We start from the raw sequence: 17,349 nt of genomic DNA, 5'->3' as shown, positions 1-17,349 counted from the left end.
CTCCTAATCGGATTCGTGGGATTCATGACGCTTTCGCCTGCTTTCATGACCCCACTTGTTCCTGCCTCTGCACCCACTTTTTCATGTCGGCCAGAAATGCATCCCGGAATTCCGCTGGCTCCAGGATGGTTATGTGCGGCAGCCAGGACTTGAGTATATCCTGGATGGCTTCGTACCTGCCCACCCGGAAAGTAACGATAAGGGAACCGTCCTCACGTTCTTCCGTGATTTCCTGGGTGGGGAAGACCTTCCGACGCTTGAAATAGCCCGAGCTGGAAGCATCAACGGAGATCTTCACGACAAGGTTTTGATCCGTGGAAAACCAGATGTTCGCGCTGCCCTGGATCGCGGAGTCAAGGTTTTCGGGAATCTTTCTGAAAGGAGTCCGCGCCATTTTGAAGTCGCTGATCCTGTCGAGGGCATAGCGCTTGATGACGGAATCGCCCGTATCTTTTCCAACCAGGTACCAAAACCCCCCGAAATGGACGACCCTGTATGGTTCCATGTTCACCTGGTGGGGTTTACCGGACTTGTAATAAAAGCCGGCGATCTTTTTCAGACGGATCGACTTCACGATCCGGTTGAGGAGACTGCTGTCGAGCGGGATCGACTCGTCCATCCTCACGTAGACCGGCATGGACGAGGCCGCGTCGTAAAGGCTGTTGAAGAGCCCGTCCGCCGCTTTCTGAAAAGGCCGCCCCAACTGGCCGACTACGTTCCGTAGGGTGATGACCAGGGCAAGTTCGGTTTCATCGAAAACCTCCAGGTTCTTGATGAGATCCTTGCCCAGCCGGTAAACGCCCTTCTGAATTTCATGGATGGGGAATCCGGACTCTTTCAACGCGGCAAGGTCCCGTTGGATCGTCCTGGGTGTAATCTGGAAATTCCGGCTCAGCCAGATGCTGGAGACCCGGTCTTTGTCCAGGAAAACCCGGAGGATCTGCCCGAGGCGGATCAGCCTTTTCTGCACGTTCTTTTCGCCCATTAACAGACTCTTCCCGTTCACAAGCTTTTTCAGGTCCGTGAAATGCTCCTGCAAGTTTGACGACAGACATCTGTCGCCGTGGCATTGAAATATCAGCAACTTGTCTTTAAGGTCAACATGAAAGAATCGGTTTTTTTGTAAGACAGGGATTTTTTAACGAAAGGACTCGCGTCATGAGAATTTTGGAATTGAGCCGTTACAACATCCCGGAGAAGATCGTGGAAGCCTGGACTACCGAGATGGGGGAAGAGCTTCTGCCGGTGCAGGAGAGGGCCATCAAGCGCCACCAGGTCCTCGACGGAAAAAGTCTGATCATCTCCAGCCCGACAACGTCCGGGAAGACCTTCATCGGGGAGATCGCCGCCGTGAAGGGCGTCATGGAGAAAAAGAAAGTCATCTACCTCGTCCCCCTGAAATCCCTCGCGGAGGAGAAGTATCTCGATTTTCGGAAAAAGTATGAGTCATTCGGGATCAGGACCGTGGTCTCCTCCAGGGATCACCGGGAACATGACCGGGCGATCGAGGCGGGCGAGTTCGGAATAGCGGTCATCGTTTACGAGAAGATGGCGCAACTCATGGTCAAGAACCCCTTCCTCTTGAAAAACATCGCCCTGGTGGTCGTCGACGAACTCCAGGAAATCGGCGACCCGGACCGGGGACCGGGGCTGGAGATCACCCTGACCAAGATCGTCTCCTCGCCGCATCGCCCGCAGGTCATCGGGCTCTCGGCCGTCCTGGGGAACACCGATGCCCTCGCCCGGTGGCTGGGTGCCGACCTCCTTTCCTTTGACAAGAGGCCGGTCGAGCTGCACGAGGGCGTGCTCTACAAGGGGGTTTTCCATTACAGGACTCACAATACCCTCGAAAAGAATTCCGAGCCTCTCGCCGAAATTGATTTTGAGGATCCGACGGAGGTTCTCCTTGCCAATGTGGCCCACTTGGCGGGGGAGGGCGACCAAGTTCTGGTATTCCTCCCGAGCAAGCTGGATACCATGCTTTTTGCCGGGCTTCTCACAGAAAGGGTCGACCTCGCCTGTGCCGCGGGCACCCTTGACGAGCTCGCTCTCCTGGAGGAAACGTCCCTAAAGGAAAAACTCTCATCCTGCCTGGGGAAAGCGGTCGCCTTCCATCATGCAGACCTGTCGAGGGACGAACGCAGCGTCATCGAGAAATACGCCCGAAAGGGGGAAATCAAGGTCATCTTCTGCACGACGACCCTGTCCATGGGCGTCAATCTTCCCGCCACGACGGTCTTCCTGCACACGCAGAAATGGGAGACCGACGGCCGCGACCATATGATCCTCACCCCGATCGGGTGGGCGGAATACGAAAACATCAGCGGCCGCGCCGGAAGGCTGGGGTTCGGCCGGGATTTCGGAAGGTCGATCACCATCGCCGGAAACGACTACGAGTACGAGATGCTCTGGGAGAATTACATCGACGGGCAGGTGGGAATGCTCACCTCGCGGCTCGACGGCAAAGGCATGGAAAACCACCTCGTGAACATCGTCGCCTCCGGCGTCGCCAGGAACAGGGAAGAGATCGAATCATTTCTTTCCCATACGTTCCAGGGGCTGTTCGAGAGCAGGGAGAATACCAGGAAAGGCATGGAAAAGGCTCTCCGGTTCGCCACTGACAGGAGGTTCATCGAGGAGGACGGCCGGGGGGAGATGGCCGTCTCCTCGCTGGGCGTCGTCGTCGCCTCGAAGGGCATAACCTGCCTCACGGCGCTGGACCTGTCGTCTTTTCTGAAAGAGGTCGGGGACAGGGAGCTCACGGACCTGGAAATTCTTCATGCCGCCGCTTCGAGCGATGACGGGAAGAAAATTTACATGCAGATCGCCGGGCATGAGCACAGGAGCAGGAAGTACGAGCAGCTGGTCAGGGAAGAGATCTCAGGCCGGCAGGAGTACCTGGGCACCCTGCTGTCCCAGGTCGTCAAGAGCCCTCTTCTCGTCACGAAGAACAAGGCCAGGACTCTCAAACTCACCCTTCTTCTCGAAAGGTGGATCCGGGGGAAGGAAACCCCCAGCCTGGAGAGGGATTTCGAATCGTATTTCGGCACGATCGCCGCCGCGGCGGAGGGGTTGAGCTGGATCATCGATGCCGCCTCGCTCGTTGCCCAGAGCATAGGGTCGCCCAAGGCCCTGCAGGACAGGTTGTCCATCCTTTCCGAGAGGCTTCTCTACGGGGTGGAGGAGAAAGGGCTTGAACTGGCAAGGCTGAGGGTCCGGGGCCTGGGCCGGGCGGGAATCTGCAGTCTCGTCAGGGAGGGCTTCGACAGCAGGAAAGCCATCCGGGAGACGCCTGTAACGGTACTCGCTGCGATGATCCCGGAGAGGATCGCGATCAGCCTCAAGGAGGCGGTGGAATCGGGACACAAGAATCCGCCACAAAAAGAAGAAATGAGCGCCGAGACGTCTGAACCTGACAACACGTTCATTTGCCGCGACCGGATCGAGATCACGGGAAAGCCGATCGAGAAACGCAATCTTGTGATGATCAACGGCTCGCCGATGGGGATTACCAATCGATCCTTGGAATTGCTCCTGCGTTTTGCCGTTGCGGTGAAGAAGGACGGGCGGGGATGGGTTCACAGGGAGGACCTGACTCCCGGGATGGGAGCGACACAGCTCGTCTCGCGGCTGAGGAATGAGCTCCGGAGCCTTACCCTGAAGAAGGACGGGAAAATCATCGAGAACGACGGATCAGGGTGTTACCGCCTTTCAATACCGCCTCGGAATGTGTTTTTCGACAGAGAAAGCCTTCTTCAGCACTGGAATGCCGTGATAAAGGATGCGGCGGCTTCCATTTCAGAATAGCTCTGCAGGACGCCAAAATTACTTGACAATAACTGTCATTAACTATACACAAGGAGATCATTATGGCTCGTATGAGATAAATTTTTGAGAGGTTACCCGATGGCTAAAAAGCCGGGAGACGTACTGACCATCGAAGAGTTGGCCGCTTACCTGAAGATTCCAAAATCCACGCTTTACAAACTCGTACGGGAAGGAAAAATCCCCTCTCAAAAGGTAGGGCGTCATTGGCGTTTCCTTAAAGGTGCCATTGATGAATGGCTGAAAAGGCAGGAATAATCCTGAATTATAGACCGAACTTTAGTAGGTGATGAATGAGCGATAATCGCCTGGTATCTCAGATTGGGCAGCGCGTAATGCTTCCGGGACATTTTGATGTTCCTGTTGTTTTGGAAGATGCGCGGCCGCTTGGGTCAGGCGATTCGGCGGGTTACGAGTGTCGTGTCCGGCTTCCCGACGGCTCATTGGAAGAAGCAGTAATTTCAGCTGAAGAGATTGCGTCAATTCTGGGGAGAGAAACAGTTAAAGCTGAATCAATGACTCCGGTTGACGCCGAAAAACTTCGCCTCCTTATAGAATCGACCCGGATCCGCCTCGCCTATGCTCACGATCAGCAGTTTGCTGTGAGCCTGTCGGGCATCCGCACTCTTCCACACCAGATCGAAGCGGTATACCGGGCGATGCTTCCACAGCCCAGATTGCGGTTTCTTCTAGCGGATGACCCTGGCGCAGGAAAGACAATCATGGCCGGTCTCCTGGTGAAGGAACTGAAGCTTCGGGAAGCGATTGAACGCATTCTCATTTTATGTCCCGCTCCGCTCACTATTCAATGGCAGGATGAGATGCTCCGATGGTTTGGGGAGCCGTTCGACATAATCTTTTCTGCAGTTGACCAGCAGCAATTGACCAATCCATGGCAGCGGTCTTCGCAGATCATCGCTTCCATCGATTACGCCAAACAAGAAGACGTGCGCGAGCGTGTCTGGCAACAGCGATGGGATCTCGTTATCATCGACGAAGCCCATAAGTGCTCGGCCCGCACCGCTTCGGGTGGTCAAAATCGTGAATCCAAGGTTACGACTACGAAAAGGTATGATCTGGCTTTACATCTTACTTACCAAGCGGATCATGTCCTTCTCCTTACCGCCACGCCCCACCATGGGGATGAAGACAAGTTTGCCCACTTTCTGAGGCTGATCGATCCCGATCTTTTCCCGGAACCTCACCGTCTCGGAAAGCAGGCGTCAGCCATTCGTAAGGATGTCTTTCGCCTCGGAAAGGACTCGCCCTGGTGTCTGCGCCGTCTGAAGGAGGACCTACGGGATGCGAACGGGAAGCGGCTCTTTCCGGACCGGCACACGAAGACAGTGACTTTCCGCCTGAATAGTGACGAGTACACGCTTTACAAGAGCGTCACCGCTTACATAAACGAATTCATTCCCCAGCAGACGGGGCAAAGACGTTCATCGGCGGCCCTGACGCGAACCGTTCTACAACGCCGATTGGTGAGTTCCACTTGCGCCATCCATGAATCGCTGAAGCGTCGATTGAAAAAACAAGAGGATCTCCTGGAAGAGCTTGAGGGGCTCACTCCCTCACAGCGTGCGAAGCGATTGGCCGCCTTGCAGGGACGGCTTCCTGATGCCGAGCAGGACGAAGATGATCTTGATGACGCGGTCCGCGATCAATTGGCTGATGAATACACGGCCGCACTGGAACTTGAGCAACTGCGCGCTGAAATCTCCGCCCTCCGGGAATTGGTTGAGCAAGCCCGACGTGTTCGGGAAGACGCAAATGATTCAAAACTGGCTGCATTGAAAAAGTGCCTTGGCGAGGCGCAGTTCCTTGAGCTGAAGGATGGACGGGGGAAGCTCCTGATTTTCACGGAGCACCGCGACACCCTGGGCTATGTGCGAGATCACCTTGAAAGGTGGGGTTTCAGCACCTGTGAAATCCACGGCGGCATGAATCCCCATGAGCGCAAACGGGCACAAGAGGTCTTCCGAACCGGAGCTCAGGTATGCATTGCAACGGAAGCCGCAGGTGAAGGCATCAATCTCCAGTTCTGTCATTTGATGATCAACTACGACATGCCCTGGAACCCGACGAGGCTGGAGCAGCGATTGGGCCGCATCCACCGCATCGGCCAGGATCGGGACGTGTACGCCTTCAACTTTGTGGCCACGGATTCTGAAGACGGCCAGCCCATTGTCGAGGGTCGGATTCTCCACCGCCTCCTGGAAAAGCTGGACCAGATGAACGAGGCTCTTGAAGGTCGTGTATTCGACGTGATCGGTGAGGTGCTGTCACTGAATGACGTTAATCTCCCCGACATGCTTCGCGATGCGGCTTATGACCCGAGGCGGCTTGATGAGTACCTCGATCAGATTGATCGCATCAATCCGGCCAAGCTCAAAGAATACGAAGAAGCCACTGGCATTGCGCTTGCGCGCAGCCACGTGGATTTTTCAGCGTTCCAGCGCCGTAACCTTGAGGTTGAGGAGCGTCGGCTCATGCCTCGCTATGTCGAAGCCCAGTTCGTCTCTGCCGCCAGGGAAGTAGGCTTGCGGGTCGAGCCGAGAGCCGATGGTTTATGGCGTATCGAGCATATCCTGGCGGATTTGCGCTCTGAACGACTCCGCTCCGTTCAGAAGGTCGGAAAAGCGGAATCGTCCTATCGAAAGATTACCTTCCATAAGCATCACCTTGAAAAGGACGCTCACGTTGATGCGATATTGATGGGGCCGGGACATCCCCTCTATGCGGCAGTAGACGAAAAACTCAACGAGCGTCTGATGGAGTTGGTCGGCGGCATTGGTTTTTTTGTCGATCCCTTATGTAAAGAACCTTACCGCATTCACCTTTTCGAGATATCAATACGCGGCAAGGACTCGAAGGGAAGCGACGTTCCGCTCTACGGCGAGCTTGTAGCCGTTCGGGAGGAAAGGGGAAATTACGAAGTAATCCCAAGCGACATACTTCTTAATCTGGCGGCGCATCCGCATCCGCCGCAGGAGATCGAAGCAACTTCCATACAAGGTGCCACTGATTTCCTGAAACGTACCTATCAACTCGAATGCCGCGCCCGTTGTCAGGCAGAGCGGCAGCATTTTGCCCAAGTCTGCCGGGAATACCTGGAAAAGTCGTTTAAAGCCCGGATCGACCGGGCTCAGGAACGGGCCATGCTGCTTGCAGCGGAGGTCTTCTCAAAGCCAGAATATAAACTGCCTGCAGATGAGGCCAGGAAATACGTTGATGAGCTTCAGCGTGCCCGTCAGGAGCGCCTCGATGGCCTGAAGCGGCTTGAGATTGCCAGGACGGGTCCGGTCAAGCATGTTGGGACGGCATTCATCCTCGCCCCTGACGCCGACACGCAGGCCCAACTCGCCGATCTGACCGACGAACTCGATCCGAATATCCGTCGGCAAAGCGAGATCGCTGCAGAAGACAAGGTGATTGAAGCGCTGGTTGCGGAGGGCTTCCCTCAGGACCGCATCGAGCGGGTCGGGCATCTGAAGTTGGGGTTCGACATCCGCGCCCACAGGATCGCCGATAAAGCTACCGGCGAGGTCTTCGTCAAGAGAATCGAGGTCAAGGGACGACTGCGGGGACAACCGGTACGGCTTACCACGAATGAATGGTACAAGGCGCAACAATTGGCGGAAACCTATTGGCTCTATGTAGTATGGAATCCGCTTGGAGATTCACCCGAGCTTGTGCGTATTCACAATCCAGTCGCTAAACTCGACCATGCAAAGAGGGAGATCGTGGCGGCAAGATTCTACGAGATCCCTGCAGAAGCTGTCATGAGCATTGTCCATATCGATTCTGAGAAGAATCCGATGCTGTAACTCTTTGGGGTATATTGATGGCTGGTATCATATCCGATCAGGAAATTGAGAATTTGATCCAAGAACCAAAGATTCTTCCAGGTGATTATCATCAAAGAATTCAGGTTCGTCCAAAAAGAGGCCATAAGGAACGAGAGTTGGATATTAAAGGGGGAAGCGGAAATGACTTTCGCCTGATTCTAAGGCAAAGCACATTTAATGCGCTTGATTTCTCTATTATTTTGGCTTTCAGACCGGCAAAATCAAACGTGATCTTTCGGCTGAGGCGGTATAACGGAAAAAGCCATGAGCATACGAATCTGATTGAAGATGTATCGTTTTATGAATATCACATTCACCAGGCCACAGAAAGGTACCAGCTATTAGGGGCACGAGAAGACTCTTATGCCGAACCCACGGATCGTTTTTCCGATTTTTATCAAGCTGTTTCTTGTCTCATGGAAGATTGCGGATTTGAAATTCCTTCAGGCGCTCAGAGATCATTGTTCGAGGAGATGTGAGCTATGAACTTGGAAAGAATCGAACAGGATTTTCGAATAAAAGTATCAGAAAAATTACGAGTAAAGAGTGAGGGCATTGAGCGTTTCCGTGTCTTTGTGCCCTTTATGTTCGAAGATGGAGACCACCTTTCCATAGTCATGAGAAAGGGTGATGATCAATGGATACTCACGGATGAGGGACATACGTACATGCACCTCACATATGATTTGGAGGAAAAGGATCTTCAACGGGGGACAAGGCAAAAAATCATCACAAACGCGTTATCCGTATTCAAAGTCGAGGATCGAGAGGGAGAACTCATAACCAAGATAAGCAACGATCAGTACGGAGACGCGCTATATAGCTTTGTACAGGCTTTACTCAGAATTACGGATATCACTTATCTCTCGCGTGAAAGAGTCCGTTCGACTTTTATGGAAGATTTTCGATCGTTCATTGAGGAAGCGGTGCCCCAAAACAGACGAGAGTTTGACTGGCACGATCCTTCACACGATCCGGAAGGAAAGTATTTGATTGACTGCAAGATCAATGGGATGCCCAAGCCGCTTTTTGTTCACGCGATGCCCGGAGATGATAAGACGCGCGATGCCACCATCACTCTTCTGCAATTCGAAAAGTGGGGTCTTGCATTTCGTTCCGTAGCCATCTTTGAAGACCAGGAACAAATCAACCGGAAAGTATTGGCCAGATTCAGCGATGTCTGCGAGAAGCAATTTTCAAACTTGAGTGGAAACCGAGACAGAATCAAACGATATTTTGACGAGGTCATGGGTGAATAATCCCGATTGCAGATATGATCATCGCCTGCCGATCCAGATGATGATCTTTAGGCGAGGTTGCCGGAGATACGTTGATGTCGTAACGCTGTGTGGAGAACATCGAAGGTGAGAAGATGCCGATAACCGCTGCGCAAAAAGCACAAGCCGAACAGCGCCAATGGACCGCTGCCAGAGACGGTGCACCACAAGTACGACTTGTGGCTGGCCCGGGTACGGGTAAATCTTATACGATTGAAAAGCGGGTAGCTGATCTTTTGACCAATGGGGCGACTCCCGGCAATGTCTATGTCATATCATTCACCCGGGCTACGTGCGCCGAATTGACTGAACGTATCCGGGCTTTCTGCAGCACTCTTCCTTGCGCGAATGCAGCAGCACAAGTGCGAGTCTCAACGATGCACTCCCTTGCGCTTCGAATTCTGCGACGTGCCAATCTGCTCACCTCGTATCCCAGCACGCCAATCATGTTGGACGATTGGGAACAGACCAATGTTTATGACAGAGAATTCGCCGGGAGTCTGGGATGTACCCCGTCTCGAGCCGCCGAGATCAGACTTGCCCACGACGCACAATGGCAGACCCTGAATCCGCAATACGTGAACCAGGCGCAAATAACTCCTGCAGAGGTCCAAGGATTCAACGCATTTCATTCGGCTCGGACCAACCTGTATTGCTGTGTGCTCCCCGGTGAGGTTATCTACAAGTGCGTAGACGCACTTCAGCAAGGCGCATTGCAGCCAAATCAATTACCGCAAATCGACCATTTGATCGTTGACGAATTCCAGGACCTTAATGCGTGCGACCAGGAATTCGTGCGCTTGTTGTCTGCAAACAATACAATCCTATTTGTCGCCGGGGACGACGACCAGAGTATCTATTCGTTCCGTCATGCCAATCCAGACGGCATCGTCCAGTTTCAAACCGCCTACCCAGCATCGGCCACGCATGTATTGACAGACTGCTTCCGATGTACTCCGGCAGTCCTCGGACCGGCCAGCCGACTGATTACCTACAACTTGAATCGAGTTGCCAAGAACCTTACGTCGCTCTATGGCGCTGCCACGCCGCCAGTTCAGGGCCGTATGATGGTTTGGTCGTTCCAGACTGCACAGGAGGAGGCACGTGCCATTGCCCAATCTTGCCAGGCGATAATCAACGCAGGCATGGCTGGGCGGGAAGACGAAATTCTCATCTTGATATCCAATCGCCGGGTCCAGCTCGACATGCTGGCCCAGGAGCTTGGTAACCTCGGCCTTCCCTATGATCCTCCGCGAGGCGCGGCGCTCACAAGTGAGTATGAGGCCATCAGGGCGGTCTATTCGGTGCTTCGGATCGCCAGGGACAACTCGTCCGGCGAAGAAGATTATCCGGCGCATCGGGACCTGCTTGAGGTTCTCTCCGGTGTCGGAAGCGCCACGGCAAAAGGGGTCGCGGATGCCTGCATTTCCAACAACCAGAACTTCCGCCAGCTCTTTTATCTTCCAACGTGCCCGACCTGGTTTTCCGGACGCTGCCCCTCGGCGGTTCAGCGCGTCATGGCGACCGTTCAAACGGTTAGAACGTGGAGCATGAGCGACACCTTGGCAGCTCGGAGCGGCGACATCACGACCCTCCTATCATCGCAGGTGTTCACATCAGGGCGTAATGCTGCCAATAGCCTGTCGATATGGAATACCCTGATAGGCTCGCTTCCGGCCCAGATGACACTTGAAGAGCTTCTGCAATTTCTTGCGGCCGACAGCGAGTCGGATCAGCAGGCCATCCTTGATCTGGTCAACCAGCGAATTGGCGGTGCTCAACCTCAAGCCCAAGTACCCGTTCAGAAGCGTATCAGGATTCTGACCATGCATGGTGCCAAAGGACTCAGCGGGAAGGTCGTGTTCATCCCGAGTACGGAACAGGGCCTCATGCCGAATTTCAGGGCCTTGCAGGCCACCGGGCTGCTCATTGAACAGCGACGTCTGTTTTACGTGTCCGTCACCCGGGCTATGGCTTGCTGCATCGCGTCGCACGCGGCTCAACATTCGGGTGCTCAGGCGATGGCTCTGACTCAGAGGTCTGTTGCACGTCTAACGCGCTCTCAGTTTCTGAACGAGATGAGTGTTCCAAGCGTTACTCGAAACACCGGTTTGAGCCAAGCTGAAGCGGCGGCAATAGTAGCAGAGGTGAACAACTTATGAATGACCGCAGATGGATTGACGCAGAAAGCGAGGCAGCTCCAATGCGGCGAGGGAACAAGGGTGGATGTGCGCGATATCTGAAACAACAACTTATGAAGGAGGGCAGCTATGAGCTTTGAGCGACATGGCTACAACTTCGAAGGGGCCTTTACTTCAGCGAATCAACTGGAAGCGCGGGCTGGCGTGTACGTGATCTGGTGCAAGAACGGCGAGACATGGACGTGCCTGGATGTTGGTGAGTCGCACAATGTGCAGGAGCGTGTGCTCAATCACGACCGCGCCGGTCGGTGGCGACAGAACTGCCGAGGCACGATCTACTATGCGGCGCATTACACGCCGAACCTCCAGCAGACCGGACGAATCCAGATTGAAAGCAGGCTCCGTCAGCTTGAAAAACCTCTTTGTGGAGAACGCTGAATTGAACGACCGCAGACTCATAGAAGACTATCTGCCCGTGAACTCGGTCGGGGAAGCTGCTTCGAGTGAGCCCCGTACTAAGGGGCACATTTCGACCTTACATGTATGGCGTGCGCGGCGGCCCTTGGTGGCATGCCGGGCTGCGGTGTACGGGGCGTTGGTGCCGGCATCGTTATTTATCCCGGAGAATGGACCGGACAACAAGAAACAGAGTCTGGGCCGGGCTAACGTAGCCAAATTTGTTGATCGGCTCTGCAAGTATCCGGGCAACCAAATCGTCATCAAAGACGCGCAGAGGCACATCCTCGAAGCCCATGCCGAGCGCTTGACGAGAGAGACGGGCAAGACCGTTACGGTCGAGGAGATCGAGGCAGGAAAAGCACCACGCCCTATGGTGCTGGATATGTTCGCGGGCGGCGGGGCCATTCCAATTGAAGCTGCCCGACTGGGATGTGAGTCACATGCTCTCGACCTCAATCCGGTCGCTTATCTCATCGAATTGTGCACCGTCACCTTCCCGCAGCAATTCGGAGCGGAGCTGGCTGACGATATCGAGAAGTGGGGAAAAACCATTCTGAAGCGGACGCAAGAGGCGGTGTCCGACGTCCTTGCACGCATACCGGTTGCACGGAAGCAACCGAGGGCAATCCAAAGAACCCTTGGGGATGGAAATGAAACGCCAGCCGACGAGTATTCTGTCGTCGCTTACTACTGGACGCGGACCATCCCATGTCCGAATCCACAGTGCAAAGGAACCGTACCGCTCTATCGACAGACCTGGTTGAGAAATAAATCCTCCGGTTACGTGGCCTTGAAGCCGGTACCGGACATGGGCAGACGCATCATGCGTTTTCAGGTGGTCGAAGCTCGGTCTGCATCGGCGCTCGGCTTTGATCCGTCCACCGGGAGCGCTGGATCATCCACGGCATGCCCCTTCTGTCAAACCGCTCTCGATGGTCCCTATGTCCGCAGGTATGGCGACGAGAAAGGCTTCGGCCAGCAGCTCATGTGCGTGATTGCGCTCAATCCCGACGGACCTGGCAAGTTGTATCTTGTCGATGAATCGCTTGCGGCAATAGAGGCCGAGCATCAAGCCATGTCCGAACAGCGGGCAACGGAGATCGAGCGAGAGCTTGGACCAAGCAGTCTGGATGAAGAGATTCCGCCGACCGGCAACGCCGGGCTTGCCACAGGGAACAGCTATCTATACGGCATCCGGACGTTCCGCCAGGCGTTCACGCCGCGACAACGGTACGTTCTCTTGACGTTGGCGCGCGAGGTGCACCATGTCTACCAAGAGATGCTTAAACAGGGAGTGGAGACGGAACGGGCAAAGGCCATCGCGACATACCTGGGGTTATGGGTCAGTCGTCTTACTGACAAGTGCAATGGATTAGCCAGATGGAATAATGGTCGGGAAACCATTGAGAGTCTCACATCGATGAAGCGTTTCGCGATGATGTGGGATTTTCCTGAAGTGAATCTCTTCGGTGGCGCTACCGGAGATGCATGGGGTAGCCTCGAATACATTACTGCTGCTGTCAGACGTGAAGGGCAATTCCGTAACCCTGTTAAAGTCGTGCGCGGTTCCGCCGCCGAACTGCCATATGACAACGGCATCTTCGATGCGGTGATTACCGATCCCCCTTACTACGACAACGAAAGCTACTCGGAGCTTTCCGATGTCTGTTACGTCTGGCTGCGGCCTACCATCGGCTTTCTCTACCCTGAGCATTTCGCTGGCCAACTTACGCCGAAGAAAAAGGAATGCGTCGCCGCAGCTTATCGCCAGGGGGGAAAGCAGCAGGCGCGGAACTATTATGAGGACACCCTGTTTCAGTCCTTGCAAGAAGCCCATCGTGTCACGAAACCTGGCGGCATCCTGATCGTCGTCTATGCCCATAAGACCACCCTTGGGTGGGCGACTCTTGTGGATGCGCTTCGGCGTGCCGGATATGAAGTTGCCGAAGCCTGGCCTCTTACTACCGAAACAAAGGCCCGAGTGGCTCACCAAGGAGACGCGGCCCTTGCCTCAAGCATTTTTCTCGTAGCCCGGCGACGTGAAGCACCTGAGACAGGCTCGTATGAGGATCAAGTCCGTCAAGACCTGGAGAAGATCGTCCGCGAGCGCGTTGATTCGCTCTGGAAAATGGGCATCACCGGCGCGGACCTGGTCATCGCCGCAGTGGGTGCAGGGCTCCGCGCCTTCACCAAATTTGCCCGCGTGGAGTACGCCAACGGCGAGGAGGTCCCGGCCGAGAAATTCCTGGCGGAGGTGGAAGGTGTCGTGCTGGAGACGCTTCTCGAAAAGATCTTCGGCGTGAGCGGCAGCGGGGTCGCCGCCGTTGACGGCCCGAGCCGGTTTTACGTGCTCTGGCGCTACGCTTACAAAGCGGCCGAGATGGACGCGGGCGAGGCCATCGTTTTCACCTACGGCCAGAATGTTGAGCTGGACGGCCAGAACGGACTTTCGTCCGGAAGCCGCGCGCTGGTCGAGAAGAAGAAAGGTAAGTACAGGCTGCGGGATTTCGCCGAACGGGGTGATGACGAAAAGCTGGGGGTGCCAAAGGATGACGGCAAAGCCGCCCCGCTGATCGACATCCTGCACCGCATCCTCTGGCTGGTGGAAAACCAGCCCAGGAATCTGAATGACTTCCTCGACGAGGCGCGGCCGGACCGAGAGCGGTTGCGTCTGGTAGCCCAGACCCTGGCAGGAACTGCGCTGGCCGGCAGGAAGGACGACGGACCGGAACACACACTGGCGACCACGCCGGCGGAAGGGGCTGCACTTAAGAAACTCGTCGCCAACTGGCGGGCGCTCATCGACCAACGGCTGGCCGCCAGGGAAGGAACCCTATTTGAACTCATTCGAAATTCGGAGGCCAAAAAGTGAGCACACATGCACTTCGTCCCTGGACCGACCTGGTCAAGCTCCATCCCGACGTGGAAGCGGGTGCGCTGACCGAGGCGGTGTTCGCCATCGATCTCGGAGCCATCGCCGCCAATGATCCCAACGTGCCCGTGGTCAACCGAGACCCTGAAGCCTTCTTTCGGGCGACATACCTCACGGCCGATCTGCGAAAGCTCCTGGACGAAGTGCTGGCATCCCTTTCCGGCAAGTCCGGTTACAACCGGGTGTTGAAGCTCAGAGTGCCCTTCGGCGGGGGAAAGTCGCACACTCTGGCGTCGCTGTTCCATGCCGCGCGAAAGCGAGAGGCGCTGGACGGCATCCCGGAGGCTAAGGAATTCGCCCGACCCGGCAATGTGGCCGTGGCGGTTTTCGACGGCGAGAAATTCGATGCCCGTAACGGCAAGACACTGAAAGACGGCCGCACGATCCAGACCATGTGGGGGTGGATTGCCTGGCAGATCGACCCCGAAAAGGCCTTCCCCCTCGTCGCCGAGCACGATAAGGACCGTGTGTCTCCAGGCGGAGATGTGATCCGCGAGTTGCTTACCAAGGGGGCAAGTGGTCGGCCGGTTCTCATCCTCCTCGACGAAGTGCTCAAGTACATGGAGCGGTCCGCTGCGGTCAGTGTCCTTGATTCCACCCTCCAGCGCCAGGCCAAGGATTTCTTCCAGAACCTGACCGTCGAGGTGGCCGGGAGCGAGAAGGCCGCGCTCGTCTATTCCCTCACCTGGAGCGCCAGGGAAGCTTTGGGAAACGTGGGACTGCTTGCCGAGATCGACAAGCTCGCCTCGCGGGTGGACCAACTCAGGGAACCTGTCTCGGGGGACGAGGTCCTGCCGATCCTCCAACGGCGTCTTCTTGGCGGTGCTCCCGACGCTTCCTCAGCCACCGAGGTGTCCACGGCATATCAAGATGTAGTGACCGGTATGCAGCGTGCCCATGCCGAAACGCCGTCCGAGCGCCAGCAAGCCGAGGAGGAAGGCCGCCTCCTGCGTGATCGGATGCGGGCGGCATATCCATTCCATCCCGCGCTCATCGACATCATGAGGGAACGCTGGACCGCGGTGGATGCCTTCCAGAGGACACGCGGCGCGCTGCGGTTCCTTGCCTCCTGCATGCACTCTCTTAAGAAGAACGGCGGGGCCAAAGCGCTTCTTGGGCCCGGAGACGTGCCGGTAAAGGACGTGGATGTCCGAGTGAAGATGCTCAAAGAGCTCGGGGTACAGAACGACTACGACCCGGTCATCACAGCGGACATCGACGGTCCAAACGCCCGGGCAAAACGCATCGACGACCGGATGGCGCGCGAGACTCCCGCGCTTGCCAGTGTGAAACCTGCCACCCGCATCGCCACGGCCATCCTCCTTTACTCGTTTGGCGGGTTAAGGCGTGAGAGCTCAGGCAGCGACGAGACCCTGCCGCCCGGCGTTACGGAAAACGAGCTGCTTGCGGCCTGCGTCGGTCCCGAGCTGGACAACATCACGGCCACCGCCGTCTTGTCCGAGCTTCGTAATACATGCCTGTACCTGCATTACGACGGCGTCCGGTACTGCTTCAAGAAGGACCCGAATGTCACCAAGCTGATCGAGGACGCGGAGCAGACCGTTGCCCGTGAAGATTCTCAGGCTCGTGGTCACGGCCCGGTCCGAAGTCAGATCAAGGAAATGCTGGATGCCCGGCTGGCCGGTCATCACACGGCCATTGTCTGGCCGGCAAAGAGCCAGGACATCCCCGACGAGGACCCCCGTTTTCTCGTTGCCTACCTGCCACTTGAGTTCGCAGCCGAGGGCAAGTCGGAACAGGATCGCCAAGCCAAGGAGCACCTGACCAAGTACGGAGATCGTCCCCGGCGTTTCCGCAACGGGCTGGGACTTGCGATACCGGAAAAGAAACAAATCGAGGCTTTGCGGCGTGCCGTCCGGTATCTTTTGGCCATCGACCGCGTGGAAGCCAAGAAGCAGCAGCTCCGGCTTACCAAGGATCAGCTTGACCAACTCCGGGAGAGGAAGCGCACCGAACAGGCTGCTGCCGAGTCGTGTTTCCGGGAGCTTTACACGGCCGCGTGGTTGCCTCGGGTACAGGACGGCGGGTTGGAAATCGAGAAGGTCGAAAGAGGTGGACGCCCGCTCCAGGCGACAGGCGTCCACGAGCGGATAATGGAACTTCTCACCAGCGTGGGAACGCCACGGATTCACGGATCGGTTACACCTCGGAAAATAACAGAGCGCGTGAGACTCGGCGAGTCGCCGGCAGCGGGTGAGCAGCCGCTCATGGGTATTAAGACATCGGACGTGCTCGAATCCTTCTACCGGGATATCGCTCCGCCCCGATTGGAATCTGCATCGATTCTGCGTAAGGGAATCGCCCGCGGTGTATCCGAGGGCATCTTCGCTTATACGAGCGGTGTAGTCCCCGCATTCGGACCAGATGGAAAATACCAGGTAAATCGAAATAAGGTACTGATTGGTAGCGACCATCCCTTTTCGGATGATGAGATCGATTTCGAATCCGGCTTCCTTATGATGCCGCAAGCTGTTCCGGATCCAGCAACTGCGCGGCCCGCCGGAACGTCCCCAATCGATACAGATACCACTCCTCTTCCCGGCGTCCACGAAACCCCTACGGGGATGGACGAGGGAACAGGCTCTGATCCAGCAACGGCGGGATCTGGGGCCGCGGGACGAAGGAAGCGGATTGTCATGACCTTTGAGGCCAGTAGGGAGCAGGTCTTCAAGGCGTTCCCTGCTATTGCGAACCTAGCGGACAAGTCCGATGGAGCCAGGGTGCGAATCCGAGTTGAAGGATCTTCGAATGCCGGGTTCGATCCATCGTGGCTCCGAAATGCTGTAGACGAGCCGCTTGACGAGGCAGACATCGATCGGACCACTGAGGAATGAAGCGAAGGG

General features: G+C 56.0%; 11 protein-coding genes and 1 pseudogene. 10 read left to right on the top strand and 2 right to left on the bottom strand.

Translation table 11 applies throughout. From position 1 onward, the window contains the following. Positions 1 to 43 precede the first annotated feature (43 nt). Positions 44 to 985: a helix-turn-helix transcriptional regulator gene (locus SYN_RS07950; RefSeq protein ID WP_148202524.1), complete on the bottom strand. Its 942-nt coding sequence runs from the start codon at positions 983 to 985 to the stop codon at positions 44 to 46. Positions 986 to 1,158: 173 nt separating this feature from the next. Between SYN_RS07950 and SYN_RS07945 the strand changes: the two genes are divergently transcribed. From SYN_RS07945 to SYN_RS17065, 6 genes and pseudogenes are all read left to right on the top strand, one after another. Then, a complete protein-coding gene (locus tag SYN_RS07945) occupies positions 1,159 to 3,807 on the top strand; it encodes a DEAD/DEAH box helicase (protein ID WP_011417568.1) in 2,649 nt (882 codons plus the stop codon). Positions 3,808 to 3,906: 99 nt separating this feature from the next. Then, complete coding sequence (locus SYN_RS07940; protein ID WP_041585533.1) at positions 3,907 to 4,083, top strand: helix-turn-helix domain-containing protein; 177 nt, start codon at positions 3,907 to 3,909, stop codon at positions 4,081 to 4,083. A gap of 35 nt (positions 4,084 to 4,118) precedes the next feature. Next, positions 4,119 to 7,655 (top strand): helicase-related protein, encoded by a 3,537-nt coding sequence (locus SYN_RS07935; RefSeq protein ID WP_011417566.1) that lies wholly within the window; start codon positions 4,119 to 4,121, stop codon positions 7,653 to 7,655. Positions 7,656 to 7,672: 17 nt separating this feature from the next. Next, the gene (locus tag SYN_RS15280; RefSeq protein WP_049749944.1) at positions 7,673 to 8,155 is read left to right on the top strand and encodes a DUF6978 family protein; all 483 of its coding nucleotides are present in this window, start codon (positions 7,673 to 7,675) and stop codon (positions 8,153 to 8,155) included. 3 nt (positions 8,156 to 8,158) lie between these two features. After that, the gene (locus tag SYN_RS07925) at positions 8,159 to 8,935 is read left to right on the top strand and encodes a DUF1828 domain-containing protein (protein ID WP_011417564.1); all 777 of its coding nucleotides are present in this window, start codon (positions 8,159 to 8,161) and stop codon (positions 8,933 to 8,935) included. Between the two features lie 113 nt (positions 8,936 to 9,048). Next, positions 9,049 to 9,804 (top strand): annotated as a pseudogene (locus SYN_RS17065) (UvrD-helicase domain-containing protein); the annotation flags it as partial. Here the strand turns inward: SYN_RS17065 and SYN_RS16530 are convergent. Next, positions 9,778 to 10,071, bottom strand: coding sequence for a hypothetical protein (locus tag SYN_RS16530; RefSeq protein WP_237671283.1), 294 nt, complete (start codon positions 10,069 to 10,071; stop codon positions 9,778 to 9,780). The pseudogene SYN_RS17065 and the gene SYN_RS16530 sit on opposite strands and share 27 nt — an antisense overlap. A 57-nt stretch (positions 10,072 to 10,128) precedes the next feature. On the opposite strand from SYN_RS16530, the gene SYN_RS16525 reads away from it, so the two are divergent. The 4 genes from SYN_RS16525 to SYN_RS07905 all read left to right on the top strand — a co-directional run bounded on the left by SYN_RS16525 (position 10,129) and on the right by SYN_RS07905 (position 17,340). Next, positions 10,129 to 11,115 carry a 3'-5' exonuclease gene (locus SYN_RS16525; RefSeq protein ID WP_237671282.1) on the top strand — a complete coding sequence of 329 codons (987 nt, stop codon included), beginning with the start codon at positions 10,129 to 10,131 and terminating at the stop codon, positions 11,113 to 11,115. 108 nt (positions 11,116 to 11,223) lie between these two features. Then, entirely contained in the window at positions 11,224 to 11,532 is a 309-nt protein-coding gene (locus SYN_RS16260; RefSeq protein WP_041584881.1) for a hypothetical protein, read from the top strand. 1 nt (position 11,533) lies between these two features. Further along, positions 11,534 to 14,425, top strand: a complete 2,892-nt coding sequence (locus SYN_RS07910) for a DUF1156 domain-containing protein (protein WP_041584880.1) — start codon at positions 11,534 to 11,536, stop codon at positions 14,423 to 14,425. Then, positions 14,422 to 17,340 (top strand): ATP-binding protein, encoded by a 2,919-nt coding sequence (locus SYN_RS07905; RefSeq protein WP_011417561.1) that lies wholly within the window; start codon positions 14,422 to 14,424, stop codon positions 17,338 to 17,340. Before SYN_RS07910 ends, SYN_RS07905 begins: the two co-directional genes overlap by 4 nt. Positions 17,341 to 17,349 lie beyond the last annotated feature (9 nt).

It is taken from the genome of Syntrophus aciditrophicus SB, from assembly GCF_000013405.1.
Lineage (GTDB): Bacteria > Desulfobacterota > Syntrophia > Syntrophales > Syntrophaceae > Syntrophus > Syntrophus aciditrophicus.
The sequence above is the reverse complement of the archived record's forward strand: the minus strand, read 5'-3'. Positions and strand labels throughout refer to the sequence as shown.